Annotated in this window: 11 protein-coding genes; 8 read left to right on the top strand and 3 right to left on the bottom strand. The window is 29.3% G+C overall.

Annotated features, from left to right (window positions below; translation table 11 throughout):
- Positions 1-20 precede the first annotated feature (20 nt).
- Entirely contained in the window at positions 21-1,505 is a 1,485-nt protein-coding gene (locus tag AC2GW8_RS02650) for a cryptochrome/photolyase family protein (RefSeq protein WP_440881250.1), read from the top strand.
- Between the two features lie 228 nt (positions 1,506-1,733).
- Positions 1,734-3,368 (top strand): class I SAM-dependent methyltransferase, encoded by a 1,635-nt coding sequence (locus AC2GW8_RS02655; RefSeq protein WP_440881251.1) that lies wholly within the window; start codon positions 1,734-1,736, stop codon positions 3,366-3,368.
- Positions 3,369-3,433: 65 nt separating this feature from the next.
- Here the strand turns inward: AC2GW8_RS02655 and AC2GW8_RS02660 are convergent, their stop codons facing one another.
- Together AC2GW8_RS02660 and AC2GW8_RS02665 are read right to left on the bottom strand one after the other, a co-directional pair.
- Entirely contained in the window at positions 3,434-5,914 is a 2,481-nt protein-coding gene (locus AC2GW8_RS02660; RefSeq protein ID WP_440881252.1) for a PIG-L family deacetylase, read from the bottom strand.
- Positions 5,915-6,120: 206 nt separating this feature from the next.
- On the bottom strand, positions 6,121-7,548 hold the full coding sequence (locus AC2GW8_RS02665; RefSeq protein ID WP_440881253.1) for an ATP-dependent DNA helicase: 1,428 nt from the start codon (positions 7,546-7,548) through the stop codon (positions 6,121-6,123).
- A 106-nt stretch (positions 7,549-7,654) separates the two neighbouring features.
- Between AC2GW8_RS02665 and AC2GW8_RS02670 the strand changes: the two genes are divergently transcribed.
- From AC2GW8_RS02670 to AC2GW8_RS02685, 4 genes are all read left to right on the top strand, one after another.
- Positions 7,655-8,389, top strand: a complete 735-nt coding sequence (locus AC2GW8_RS02670; RefSeq protein WP_440881254.1) for a hypothetical protein — start codon at positions 7,655-7,657, stop codon at positions 8,387-8,389.
- Positions 8,373-9,188 carry a DUF3822 family protein gene (locus tag AC2GW8_RS02675; RefSeq protein ID WP_440881255.1) on the top strand — a complete coding sequence of 272 codons (816 nt, stop codon included), beginning with the start codon at positions 8,373-8,375 and terminating at the stop codon, positions 9,186-9,188. The genes AC2GW8_RS02670 and AC2GW8_RS02675 overlap by 17 nt, the downstream gene beginning before the upstream one ends.
- A 9-nt stretch (positions 9,189-9,197) precedes the next feature.
- Entirely contained in the window at positions 9,198-9,734 is a 537-nt protein-coding gene (locus AC2GW8_RS02680) for an RsmD family RNA methyltransferase (RefSeq protein ID WP_440881256.1), read from the top strand.
- Between the two features lie 109 nt (positions 9,735-9,843).
- The gene (locus AC2GW8_RS02685; protein ID WP_440881257.1) at positions 9,844-10,122 is read left to right on the top strand and encodes an STAS domain-containing protein; all 279 of its coding nucleotides are present in this window, start codon (positions 9,844-9,846) and stop codon (positions 10,120-10,122) included.
- A 94-nt stretch (positions 10,123-10,216) separates the two neighbouring features.
- Here the strand turns inward: AC2GW8_RS02685 and acs are convergent, their stop codons facing one another.
- Entirely contained in the window at positions 10,217-12,142 is a 1,926-nt protein-coding gene (gene acs / locus AC2GW8_RS02690) for an acetate--CoA ligase (protein ID WP_440881258.1), read from the bottom strand.
- A gap of 241 nt (positions 12,143-12,383) precedes the next feature.
- On the opposite strand from acs, the gene AC2GW8_RS02695 reads away from it, so the two are divergent.
- The gene (locus AC2GW8_RS02695) at positions 12,384-13,172 is read left to right on the top strand and encodes a sulfite exporter TauE/SafE family protein (RefSeq protein ID WP_440881259.1); all 789 of its coding nucleotides are present in this window, start codon (positions 12,384-12,386) and stop codon (positions 13,170-13,172) included.
- 167 nt (positions 13,173-13,339) lie between these two features.
- Entirely contained in the window at positions 13,340-14,044 is a 705-nt protein-coding gene (locus AC2GW8_RS02700) for an energy transducer TonB (protein WP_440881260.1), read from the top strand.
- Positions 14,045-14,048 lie beyond the last annotated feature (4 nt).

The raw sequence follows: 14,048 nt of genomic DNA on the forward strand, positions 1-14,048 counted from the left end.
AATTTAAAAAACAGACTAAAATGAAAGAAATTACATTACTCTTTCCCAATCAAATCATTGAAAATACTGAAATATTTAGTACCGATATTCCCATCTACTTAGTTGAAGAATATTTATTCTTTAATCAATATAATTTTCATAAGCAAAAATTAGCTTTTCATAGATCCACAATGAAGTTTTATGAGAATTATTTAAAAAATGAAGGGTTTGATGTCTTTTACATAGAAGCTAAAAATTATGAAAGTAAGACAAAAAACCTTATTAAAAATCTAATTGAAAAAGGTTTAGAAAATATCCATATCATCGACCCTACTGACAACTGGCTAGAAAAACAGGTGACAAATTTTAGAGATCAATTAAATATTATTATCTACGAATCGCCTCTTTTCATAAATAATAAAAATGAACTAACATCTTTTTTTAAACCTTCTAAAAAAAAATTTTTTCAAACATCTTTTTATAAAGATCAACGAAAATTAAGAAATATTTTAATAGAAAATGGAGAACCTAAAGGAGGTAAATGGACTTTCGATACCGAAAACAGAAAGAAATATCCTAAAGGAAAAATCCCACCTACTATATCATTCCCTGAATCCAATGAATATTATCAAGAAGCTAGAGAATATATTAAAAAAAACTTTTCTGACAATCTTGGCGAACTTTGTGAAAAACAAATTTATCCTATCACCTTTCAAGAAGCTAAAAAATGGTTGATTAACTTTTTAGAAACAAGGTTCTATGAATTTGGCCCTTATGAAGATGCTATTCTTGACAATAACCATTTTTTAAACCATAGTGTTTTGTCTCCTTTAATTAATATAGGATTGCTTTCTCCTTCATTTGTCATTGATTTATCAATAAGATATGCAGATAAAAATAATATTCCTATTAACTCTTTAGAAGGATTTATAAGACAAATCTTAGGGTGGCGTGAATTTATACGTGGAATTTATCTAGTGAAGGGAACTGAAGAAAGAACCAAAAACTTTTGGCAACATTCTAGAAAAATACCTAAAGCTTTTTATGATGGAACAACAGGAATAATACCTATAGACGTAACCATAAGCAAAATCAAACTTACAGGATATGCCCATCATATTGAGCGCCTAATGATTTTAGGTAACTTTATGTTATTATGTGAGTTTGATCCTGATGATGTTTATAAATGGTTTATGGAATTTTTTATAGATAGTTACGATTGGGTAATGGTACCGAATGTATATGGAATGGCCTTATTTGCTGACGGTGGACTTATGTCAACAAAACCATACATAAGTAGTAGTAACTATGTTAAAAGAATGAGTAATTATTCAAATGGAGACTGGCAACAGGTTTGGGACGGACTTTTTTGGCGATTTATGAATAAAAATAGGCTTTTTTTAAGTAAAAACCCAAGGTTAAAAATGCTTATTAATAATTTAGATAAAATGGATATAGACAAACGAAGCAAACATTTTGAAAATGCTGAGGCATTCTTAAATAAAATAAATAACAGTTTTAAGTAACTCAATTAAACTATTGCAAATAATAAATATAACCATGATAAAAAATTATACAATTCAGATAATTAAAAATATATTTTATTTTTTAACTATCTCATGATAAAGCAATTCCAACTAACTGTTGTACTAAAAACTATTTAGTTCTATTTCGTCGACAGTTTTAATCATCTCAGAATACTTCTCTTTAATTTAAAATTCAATTCATTATATTTAATTATAAAGAAAGTTTTCATGATTTCTAAACAAAAAAAATCGAGATTAAGAAGTGATTTATTTAGACATTTGGATGGAATCGTAACTTGTCCCTCTGCATTTGTTCTTTTTCAAAAAGGAATTACTAAATATCTATTAAAAAAAAAACAAGCATCACTAACCTTGCTAAGCAATCATTTTAATGCAAATGATGGGTATTTAAATGTAGCCTTACGAACTTTATGCTCACAAGGATGGTTAGATCAAAAAATAAATAACATAGAAAATACTGTTACTTACAGTTGTAATAAAAATTCTGAAATTGCATTTAACTATTTTTATCTATACAAAGAAGCTTTTGAACTACTTGAATATTCAAAACATTCCTGCGTTCTAAGTCTCGAAAAACAAACTTTACAAAAACTAGATAATTTATTTGAGTTTTATTTTTCTAAATTAAACAATCCTTTACCCGAAAATCCTGAAGAAAAGAATATAGTTTCTCAAATTTTAAAGCATATTGAGGGAGTTATAGTAGGACCAATTATTGTATTGTTAGGAATGAACAATATGTTTCACAATTATTTTATGCAAACTAAATTCAAAGCTGAAGAATTTCATAGTGAACCTGATAATTTTAAGCGTTTACTAAATATTCTCAAAAGATTAGGTTGGTTTACAAAAAATAAAGAAACCTATGAATTTACCAATGAAGGCCTTTTTTTTGCAAAACGAGCAAGTGCTTACGGAGTTACAGTATCCTATATTTTAACGTTAAAAAAATTAGATCAACTTATTTTTTTTAATGCTCCTTACAAATTAAAGTCAAATAATATAGGCATGCAAGAAACTCATGTTGATAGAGCAATGAATGTATGGGGAAGTGGTGGTGCTCATGCTTCTTATTTTAAGGTTATTGATGAAATTATTATTAGTTTATTCAATAAACCCGTAGAGGAACAACCTAAAGGTATTTTAGACATTGGCTGTGGTAGTGGTGCTTTCTTAATACATCTTTTCAATCTAATAGAAAACCATACTTCAAGAGGAAAGCAACTAGAAGAATACCCTCTTTATCTGATTGGTATTGATTATAATCAAACTGCTCTCGAGATAACTCGTAAAAATTTAGTGCAAGCAAATATTTGGGCCAAAGTTATGTGGGGAGACATTGGAAACCCTGACAGACTGTCAAGAGATCTAGAAGATAAATATGGGATTATTTTATCTGACTTATTGAATGTAAGAACATTTTTAGATCATAATCGTATATGGAATCCCCCAATTAAACGAGAGCAATTAACATTGACCTCTTGTTCTGGAGCCTATGCTTATCGTGGAAAAAAACTTAATAATAATTTAGTTATTCAATCACTGAAAGAACATTTTAATAAGTGGAAACCATATGTTAAGAAATTTGGTCTTTTACTAATTGAACTTCACACATCCAAACCTGAACTAATTGCAAAAAATATAGGTAAAACAGCTGCAACAGCTTACGATGCTACCCACGGTTATTCTGATCAATATATAGTAGAACTTGATGAATACATGAACGCTTTAAAGTCTATAGGCTTATTCCCTGATGAAAAAGTATTTAAAAAGTTTCCTAATTCTGACTTAGCAACAATCTCTATTAATCTGTTTAAAACAAAATCAGACTACATTATTTAGCTTTAACACAACTCAAATGTATTTTTTATGGTCTTATCATAATACTAATCTAGACTTTTAAAAAATTACAGTGCAATTAAATTTGCAAATAATTTGTAAGCCCCTGAAACACCTGCTGGAAGTTCTCTAAAGAAACTTACTCCCGTGTAGATATAATTTCCTTTACCATATTTTGCAACCAACAAACTCCCTTTTTTAGGAGTTTCTCCTTTATCATTCATCGATAAAATTGGCACGTATTCCTTACTCCAATAATTCGGAAAATAAAGTCCTCTCTCTTGAACCCAACCTTCAAAATCTTGAGCACTTATTTTATTTGGATATTGTAAAACTTTGTGATCTTTAGCTAATAAAGTTACTTTAGCATTCTCGTCAGTAACCCTGTCTCTAGATAGCTTCAACTCATATGGAGCTTTAACATCAACGCGTCTATTTGTATTATACTGTACAATCATATTTCCTCCATTTTTAACATAATTCAACAGAAACTTTTGTTTGTACTGAAGTTCTTTTTTTGTATTGTAGGCTCTTATCCCAACAACAATAGCATCAAATTTTGAAAGATTTTTATCATTTATTTCGTTAAGAGAAATTTCAGTTATTTTATAGCCTATTTGTTTTAAACTCTCTGGTACAGCATCACCAGACCCTTGTATATAACCAATATGATTTCCTTCTTTTTTAATATTTAACCTAACAACTTTTGCACTTGATGGTAACAAAACAGTTTGTTTTGGTATATGGCTGTAATTAATTTCTACCAACTCTTTGTCATAGGTTTTTCCATTAACTTCGGCTATTGCCTTAATGTACCCCTCTGACTCACTTGATGTTGGTGAAACCATAAAGTTCATTATTTGAACATCTCCTTTCTGTTTAATTGAAAAATTAATTTGTTTTGGAGTAACTTTCCACCCTTTAGGCACCTCAATTTTAGCAAATCCATTCAAATTATCTTTACCTGCCTTTACTTCAACTTTTACTTCCTGAGCATCCTTCTCAGCGAATATTAAAACTTTATTTTTTAGTTTTGTTGTAACTTCAGGCACTATTTCAAAAGGCTCATATATTTCACCTTTATCTCTTTGAGAATACCTAAATACAACAGATTTCATAAATGAAATGGGAACTCCGTTAATCAATAAATTATAACATACAATAACAGGTCTTTTACTTTCTGGATTCCCTATTTCTGTTTGGTCTGAAACTTTGTACATCCCTAGCCCCCATGCTTTTTCTAACCAGTATGGTGTAGAATATCTCATGTGATTTATTCTTATTGTCTCAGAAAAATTCTTTTTGATATTAGCATCTAGGTTTATTTTTTTTAATAAAAGTTTTTCTTGAGGTTTAATTTCAATCGAGATTAATTGAATCGGAACGTCACTTCGATTTAAAGCTTCAAAATTGATTTTTACTTCACTATTTAATGTAGCATTAGAGCTTGTTGATGAAGCTTCTAAATATAACCCAGTGCAAGCTTCAATAATTACCCTAAGCTCTTCTAATTTAATTTTTCTCCAATGTTCATTTTCTAATAATTTTAGCATGTTATACGCTTTCATTAATTCGGGTATATGTCTAGATGGTTTTAGAAAATCAAAATTATTTTCAATATTAATTAAAATATCTCCTATCTCTTTTCCTCCCGGAACTCGTGTCCAAGTAGTATTTATTCCTGAAAAAATATCTTTTTTATCTGAAGGAAAGTCACCTTTTAAAAATTCTACATACTCTTCTTGGCTTCCTCTTGTGGTCAAGCGTCCAAATCCTTGACATAAATGCTGACTACTGGCTATAGAAGCAAGCTCGTTATTTGACAACCCCTTAAGAGGATAATATGCGCCGATATCAAAGTTTAACATTTTTGACTTGTCTGCCTTTGCAAAATTTTCTTTACTGCCATAAAACCACCATGATGTATTAAAAAACAACCTATATGGTTGCCAAGGTTCAGTAAATTTTAATTGACTCTTATATTTTGTTTTATCGTTTGCTAGATCAAAGGCATCAACACTTAACATTGCTGAAGTAGTATGATGTCCATGTGTAGTACCCGGAGTTCTATGATCAAATCTGTTAATAATCACATCAGGCTTAAAACTTCTAATGGTCCAGACAATATCTGACAACACCTTGTCTTTATCCCATATTTTTAGGGTTTCATCTGGATGTTTTGAATAACCAAAATCATTAGCTCTAGAAAAATATTGTTCACCTCCGTCTACTCCTCTAGCGGCAAGAAGCTCTTGTGTTCTTATTACCCCTAATAATTCTCGAATTTCGGGACCGATTAAATTTTGACCTCCGTCGCCTCTTGTAAGTGAAAGATAGCCTGTTCTTGCTTTTTTATGATTTGCTAAATAAGCTATTAGCCGTGTATTTTCATCATCCGGATGTGCTGCAATATACAAAGCTGATCCTAAGAAATTCAACTTTTGAATTCTTTCATAAATCTGATTAGATGATAATTTAAGGGGTTTTTGAGCTGTTATTGACAGTGATATCAATAAAAATGAAATAAAAACTATTATTTTTCGGTTCATTTTCAATATTTTGGTTCTGTTAGTTCTCAAAAATAAGTTTTTTGTTTATGATTTATAATACATTAACAAAACGATAACATTTATCATCTTAATAAATTATCACAAAAACAATTCTCTAAAAGTTAATTTCACCCTTAAATGAAAAATAAAAAGATGTCCTTTTGAATTAAAAAAAAATTAAATAAATCTTTACTAAAAACTACTAATTATTGGTAAAAACATTCATTTTTAAAACCTATTAAGTATAGTTTTTCTTGAGCTCTTGTTACTGCTGTATATAACCATCTAAGATATTCAACAGAAATACCTTCAGGCAAATATGGTTGCTCTATAAAAACCGTTTTCCATTGCCCTCCTTGAGACTTATGACAGGTAATTGCATAGGAAAACTTAACCTGAAGAGCATTAAAATATTTATTTTTTTTAACCCCCATAAACTGTTTATACTTGGATTTTTCATGGGAAAAATCCTCTTTTACTGCTTCATATAATTTATTTGACTCTTCATAGGTAAGTGAAGGGCTTTCACTAGTTAATGTATTCAGCAATAGCACTGTTTCAAAAGGCTTCATGTTTGGGTAGTCAATCATCCTAACTTCAACTTCAGCAAACTTGAAACCATATAATTCTTTAATCTCTTTAATTCTAATAATTTCACAAATATCACCATTTGCAATAAAGCCTGCATCAGAAGATTCTTTTAACCAGAAATAATTATTCTTAACAACCATTACGTAATCTCCTGTTGAAATATTGCTCTCTTGCCCTCGTATCTTTGTTCTAATTTGTTGATTATATTGATTTGCCCTCTTGTTTGAACGAACAATGATGGCGGTATCTTCTAACCCGTCACCCCCATCATATGCCTGTGTAATGGCATCTTCTATATCATAACCATCTTGTAATCTTATAATATCAGGGAAATCAATATTGAATTTAAACTCTGTAGCGCCATTTTCAATAAGTACTCTTATGTCCGTTGCATTAAATAATATTCCTGAATCTTCTTGCTGGCGAACAACTTCACTTAATTCAATTTCTGTTACTTTTTTATTAAATTCAAAAGATAGTTTATCCCCCTCTAAAGCTGGGCTTATATCTAATTTAACTGGTGGTAATTGAGCGGTATCTCCAATGAAAATAACCTTACAATTTTTTCCAGAATAAACATATGAAATTAAGTCACTTAATAATGATCCGTTTTCAAATAACTTAGAATTTTGTTTTTCATCAGATATCATTGAAGCTTCATCAATAATAAAGAGCGTATTTGTATGCTTATTAGGTTGCATTACAAAACTAACAGTTCCACCACTTTGTTTTTTAGGAAAATATATTTTTTTATGAATCGTTAATGCCTGCTTACCCGAATATCCTGAAATAACTTTAGCTGCTCTTCCTGTTGGAGCTAACAGAACGGCTTTTCTACCTGCTTTCCACAAATTATTTACAACTGTACTTATAATAGTAGTTTTTCCTGTTCCTGCATAGCCTTTTAATATGAATAAAGAACTATTATTATCCTCAAAAATAAAATTTGTAAGATCATTTAATAATTCATTTTGTTTAATGGTAGGCTTATATGGAAATTCTCTAAGTATTTCAGTATAAAACTTGTTTCTTGATTCGATCATAAATTCGTAATAATTTTCAAAGATAAATGTATTTATACTTAAAAATTTTCATGATTAAAAAAAAATTGTAGATTTGCGAATATCATATATTAAAATTAGAAATAAAATGAATTTATTATTGATCTTAGCAGCTGCTGTTGTTGTTGCAGTTTTGCTAGCCGTAGTAATTGTTAAGTTTGTGCCACTAAAATTAAGATGGTTAGTATCTGTAGTATTTTTAGCGCTTGCTATTTTCTTGACTAACAAGATTTATGACGGAATTATGGAGCCGATAAATTTCGCCAAAGAGAAAAAAGTACGTTATGCAAAAGTTATTAAGAATTTAAAAATAATTCGTGATGCACAAATAAAGTACAGTGAAGCTAATGGACAATATGCAAGAAATAAGGATACCTTAATTAATTTTATAGAAAATGGACAATTAGTTTTAACAAAAACTAGTAATAAACCAAAAACAATAGAGTTAGGGGGAGGAATAACTAAAGAAATTTCGGAAAAGGTAATTGATACGATAGGATATGAGCCAGTAAGTAAATATTTCGAAGGTAAAGATTATAAAAACATGTTCAAGGTTCCAGGGACTAATGTAGAATTTGAATTGGCTACAGGAACAGTTGAGAAAGTACAAGGTTTAAACGTACCTGTATTCGAGGCTAAAGTTAGTAAAGAACCTATTCTGAAAGGGTTATCTGTATCTTTAGTAAAACAAGAGCTAGAAGCTGTTGAAAGTGATCAAATCAAAGGAACACATGTTTCTGTTGGTTCTTTAGGAGAAGTTACCACTGGAGGAAATTGGCCTCCATACTACGATAAAGGTGATGCAATTGCAAAAAAAGACTAAAAATATTAGCGCAATAGCGCAATATAAAGAATTATCCATCCAATTTAGTTTGGATGGATTTTCTTTTTGTGTTCGTAATTTTGACACAAAGCAAATACTTAATGTAACCGAATATACATTTACAAAAACTCTCTCTTCTCCAGAGTTATTATTAGAAAAGATTATTTACATTTTTAGTAATGATATTGCATTACAACACGACTTTTCAAGTGTGCGTGCTATTCATCAAAACAATTTAGCTACTATTGTACCTGAAAAATATTTTGACAGAAATGATTTAAAACCTTATTTAGATTTTAATGTAAAAACTTTGTCTACTGACTTTTTAACCTATGACAATATTGAGGTCATAGAAGCTCATAATGTATACATTCCTTATGTTAATATAAATAACTTTATTTTTCAAAACTTCGGTGAATTTGAATATAATCATCATATTACCGTTTTAATTAATAAGCTTCTGTTGACTAATGATTCAAAAGAAAAAGAAATGTATGTCAATGTTAGTAAATCACAGATGGATATTTTGGTTATAAATGATAAAAAATTAGTTTTATACAATTCTTTCTTATTTGAAACTAAAGAAGATTTTATTTATTATATACTATTTATAGCTGAGCAACTTAATCTTGATCCGGAAAAATTTCATCTAAGTTTTATTGGAAATATCGATAAAAAATCTAATTTATATCAAATAGCATACAAGTATGTGAGAAATATTTTTTTTATAAACAGTTCTTCGTCCTTTTTAAACAATGATAATGAACTAACTAATCATTCAACTTATCTATTACTTTAAATTTAAATAATGCGCATTATTTCAGGAAAACACAAAGGTAGAAGGTTTTCAGCACCTAAAAAACTACCTGTTCGCCCTACCACTGATATGGCCAAAGAATCACTATTCAATATCATTAATAATTTATATTATTTTGAAAATATATCAATGATGGATTTATTTGCTGGCACAGGAAATATAAGTTTTGAATTCGCCTCGAGAGGTACTAAAGAAATATATGCAGTTGACGCTTACTTTGGTTGTATCAAATTTATCAATCAAATATCAGAAGAATTAAATTTTAATATTACTGCATACAAATCAGATGTTTTCAAATTTTTAGAAAAAACCCAATTGCAAACAGATATAATTTTTGCTGATCCACCCTATGATTTTTCAGATGAGAATTTCTTCAAAATAATTAGTTATGTTTTTGAAAAAAAATTAATAACCGAGGAAGGTGTTTTAATTATTGAACATTCAAAACATACCTCATTATCTAAACATGATCATTTTGACTATGAAAAACGTTATGGAGGTAGTGTTTTTAGTTTTTTTGTAAATTAAAGTTCTGTTTACCTAAAGGAAAATGCTTTTAATCGAAATAACTATTTTCTCAAACAAAAAATTGGTTTCCGAATCTTTTAAATGTATAATTTAGAAAAAACTAGGAACTATGCATGTGAACATTACAAAACAAAAAAATCTTTTTTTCTTGAAAGGAGATCTCAATAGTTCTAATTTCAAAAAAGTTAAAAAGAAGATCAATAATTTTTTAAAAAAAAATCATTCTGTTATACTTAATATTAGTGAGGTAAAAGAAATGGATAGTAAGACTGTAAACTCTATCGTTAACTTATTCACAAAAGCGATTGATCACGATAAAGAAATAAATTTGGTAGGCTATGGTACTAAAGATATTTATGATGAGCTAATGACACGTAATATAATTTGATATTTCTTTAAAAAAATATGACTGATATAAAAACAAACTAAAGCCCTCAAGTAATTTTAACTTGAGGGTCTAGAAAAGTAAGAAAGATTTATTATTAGTTTACTAGCTCGTTTTTTATCCTTTTTTCGATAATAGTTTGCACCACCTCAGGATTTAGTAAAGTTGACACATCTCCAAGATCATCTAATTCGTTATGAGCAATTTTACGAAGAATACGTCTCATTATTTTACCTGAGCGAGTTTTGGGAAGCCCTTGGGTAAATTGAATCCTATCTAATTTAGCAATTGGACCGATGTGCTCTGTAATGATTTGATTTATTTCTTTACGAAGATTATCATGATCTCTTCCCTCCCCTACTTCTTTCAGAATCACATACCCATACAATGCATTTCCTTTGATGTCATGAGGGAAACCCACAATCGCACTTTCTGCTACAGCTGGATGCTCATTTATAGCATCTTCAATTGGAGCTGTTCCTAAATTATGGCCTGAAACAATAATGACATCATCTACTCTACCTGTAATTCGATAATACCCAACTTCGTCACGTAAAGCACCATCGCCTGTAAAATACATTCCTTTGAATTGAGAAAAATATGTTTCCTTATAACGTTGGTGATTTCCCCAAATACTTCTTGCCATTGAAGGCCACGGAAATTTTACACACAAACGACCGTCTACCTGATTGCCAAAGATTTCATTTCCTTTATTATCCATCAATGCCAATTGAATACCTGGAAGAGGAAGCGTTGCATAAGTTGGCTTTGTTGGGGTTACGTAGGGAATAGGAGAAATCATCATACCTCCTGTTTCTGTTTGCCACCAAGTATCTATTATTGGGTTTTTCTTTTTCCCTACATTGTCGTTATACCAATGCCAAGCTTCTTCATTAATAGGTTCACCTACAGTTCCTAATACTTTTATAGAAGATAAGTCATGCTTTTTAACATAATCTAAATTTTCTTTTGCTAAAGCTCTAATAGCTGTTGGAGCCGTATAGAATTGAGTTACCTTATGTTTCTCTATGATTTCCCAAAATCTACCAAAATCAGGATAACTAGGCACCCCTTCAAACATAACAGTAGTTGCTCCATTAGCTAAAGGACCATATACAATATAACTATGCCCAGTAATCCAACCTATATCAGCAGTACACCAATAAACATCACTTTCCTTATAATTAAACGCATTTTTGAATGTGTAAGCTGTATAAACCATATAACCAGCTACTGTATGTAACATACCTTTAGGATTTCCTGTAGACCCAGAAGTATAAAGTACAAATAAAGGATCTTCTGCTTTCATTACTTCAGGTTCACATTCTTCAGATGCTACATCAAGTAAAGGGGATAACCATTTATCTCGTCCTTTTATCATATTTGGTTTAGAATCAATTCTTTTAGAAACCAATACTGTTTTTACTAAAGAACAACTCTCAAGAGCTTCATTTACAATACCTTTTAGATCTATTTTTTTTGCACCTCTATAAGCACCATCAGATGTAATAACCATCTTTGCTTCGCAGTCATTTATTCGAGTAGCTAAAGCAGATGCTGAAAAGCCAGCAAAAACAACAGAATGGACAGCTCCTATTCTTGCACAAGCCAATAACGAAATAGCTAAATCTGGGATCATTGGTAAATAAATGCAAACTCTATCTCCTTTTTCAATACCATTCTCTTTTAAAACATTTGCGAATTTATTAACTCTCCTGTAAAGATCTCTATAACTTATTTCAAGGGGACTTTCATTGGGATTATTCGGTTCAAATAAAATAGCTGTTTTATCCCCTCTTGTAACTAAATGACGGTCAATACAATTTTCAGTAATATTTAATTCAGCCCCCTCAAACCATTTTACTTCGGGTACAGAAAAATCGTACTCTAAAACTTTTCTCCAAGTTTTTCTCCAAACAAAATGTTCTTCAGCGATTTCTTCCCAAAATAATTCGGGGTCTCTAACAGACCTTCTATAAACCTGATAATATTCTTCTAAATTTTTTATATGATAATTACTCATTAAGCCTTATGTTTAAAATATCTATAACTAAAATAATATTAAATTTTTTATTTTATATTTTTTTCTACCAATAACTAATTTTACACACCCAAACAACAAAATAAAAGACTAAACAATAAAAAAAACAATTTTACTTATTACAAATAAGAAAAAACAATTAATTATTTTAACATCTGGTAATTTACTTCTGTTAATTTTCAACTATTAAATGTGGTATTTTAGTAACTTTTTATATGATATTATGCTCACAATTTTAGTTTCAAACATATTGATAGATTATTGGCATCTTGTTTTTCTATTTTTTTTGATTTCAATAATATACTCTTCAGTAGGTTTCGGGGGAGGCTCCAGTTACTTAGCTGTTTTATCCTTAACAGAAATTATTTTTATTCAAGTAAGATCTACTGCGCTTCTTTGCAATATTATCGTTGTAGCTACCAATCTAATTATCTTACATAAAATAGGGAAAATTAATTGGATTAAAGTATTTCCTTTGGTTATTTTCAGTGTTCCAATGGCTTTTACAGGCGGGCTTTTAAGGATTAATAAAACCTTCTTTCTTATAACATTAAGTACCGTTTTAGTAATAACTTCAATCATAATGTGGCGATCCTATAAAATAGTTACTGATACTAATTCAAAAAAAACAAGCGCATTAAAAAGTGCCTTATATGGAGGAGGAATTGGTTTTTTATCAGGTCTGGTTGGTATTGGAGGAGGGATATTCTTAGCTCCTTTTCTACATATTATCAGATGGGATACTTCAAAAAAAATTGCTTCAACCTGTAGTTTTTTTATCTTGGTTAATTCAATTGGTGGATTAATTGGTCAAACTTATAATCCTAAATTTCAAATAGATTGGTTTCTTTCATTAAGTTTGATGACAACTGTCTTTGTGGGGAGTATAATAGGAAATAGATTAAGCAATAAATTGCTCAATCCACTAAAATTAAAAAAAGCAACTGCTATTCTTATTGCTTGTATTGGTTTTAAAATTTTATTTAATTCTATTTTTAAAAATTTGATTTGATATATAAACCAAAATACAAAATCATTAAAATGTCACATCTGAAGTAAAGAGTATTTTATCGGCTAAAAGACTCTCTTAATCTATTAAAGGATATAAGCCTTATCTTTATTTCTTATGTTTGATGCTCAATATCAAACCAAAAACTCAACTACTAGAAAATCGAGTTTATGTCAAAAATTTATTTTGTATCAAATTTATTATTTTATTTTATTTTTCAACAAAGCTTTTCACAGCATTGTACTTTAGATTCTGATATCAATAAAAGTGACTTAAATTCGATTTTTTTCTTAAAAAAGAAATGTAAAGTTTCACCAAAAATAAAGCAATCATCTCTACCCTCAAACGATCATCATCGTTTTCTAAAAAAGAGAAATAAAAAATTATCTAATACATTTATTTTCGAATCTGAAAACTTAGCAAAAAATTTAAAAGCTTCGACTAAATTAGATATATCTAATATCAAGAGAAATATAGCTACTATTTCCACTAAACTGCTTGATGCAAATAACGATAAGCTTATCAACTTTACAGATATTGATTTTATTCCTCTTTTTGATCAAGCGGACAGAGATTCAGGAAGACAGTATGATAATTTCAATCAAAAAATGCAACACCATATAAATAAACATTTTTTATATCCAAAAACAGCTTTAAAACGTAATATTGAAGGGGTTGTTTTAGTAAAGTTTGTTATTGATAAAAAAGGGGATGTTTCGCGAATTCAAGCAATTTCTTCAGAAAAAAATAAATCTTTACAAGAAGAAGCTAAACGTATTATAAGATTACTGCCAAAATTCATTCCTGGAAAACACAATAATAAGAGTGTTGATGTTCTTTTTAATATTCCTATGGAATTTAAGATTGAAAAATAGATAG

The organism is Tenacibaculum profundi (genome assembly GCF_057162725.1).

What these genes read in the sequence shown, in the direction of transcription:
- AC2GW8_RS02650 (WP_440881250.1), top strand. Translation starts at nt 21, where the DNA reads ATGAAAGAAATTACATTACTCTTTCCCAATCAAATCATTGAAAATACT.
- AC2GW8_RS02655 (WP_440881251.1), top strand. Translation starts at nt 1,734, where the DNA reads ATGATTTCTAAACAAAAAAAATCGAGATTAAGAAGTGATTTATTTAGA.
- AC2GW8_RS02660 (WP_440881252.1), bottom strand. Translation starts at nt 5,914, where the DNA reads ATGAACCGAAAAATAATAGTTTTTATTTCATTTTTATTGATATCACTG.
- AC2GW8_RS02665 (WP_440881253.1), bottom strand. Translation starts at nt 7,548, where the DNA reads ATGATCGAATCAAGAAACAAGTTTTATACTGAAATACTTAGAGAATTT.
- AC2GW8_RS02670 (WP_440881254.1), top strand. Translation starts at nt 7,655, where the DNA reads ATGAATTTATTATTGATCTTAGCAGCTGCTGTTGTTGTTGCAGTTTTG.
- AC2GW8_RS02680 (WP_440881256.1), top strand. Translation starts at nt 9,198, where the DNA reads ATGCGCATTATTTCAGGAAAACACAAAGGTAGAAGGTTTTCAGCACCT.
- AC2GW8_RS02685 (WP_440881257.1), top strand. Translation starts at nt 9,844, where the DNA reads ATGCATGTGAACATTACAAAACAAAAAAATCTTTTTTTCTTGAAAGGA.
- acs (WP_440881258.1), bottom strand. Translation starts at nt 12,142, where the DNA reads ATGAGTAATTATCATATAAAAAATTTAGAAGAATATTATCAGGTTTAT.
- AC2GW8_RS02695 (WP_440881259.1), top strand. Translation starts at nt 12,384, where the DNA reads ATGCTCACAATTTTAGTTTCAAACATATTGATAGATTATTGGCATCTT.
- AC2GW8_RS02700 (WP_440881260.1), top strand. Translation starts at nt 13,340, where the DNA reads ATGTCAAAAATTTATTTTGTATCAAATTTATTATTTTATTTTATTTTT.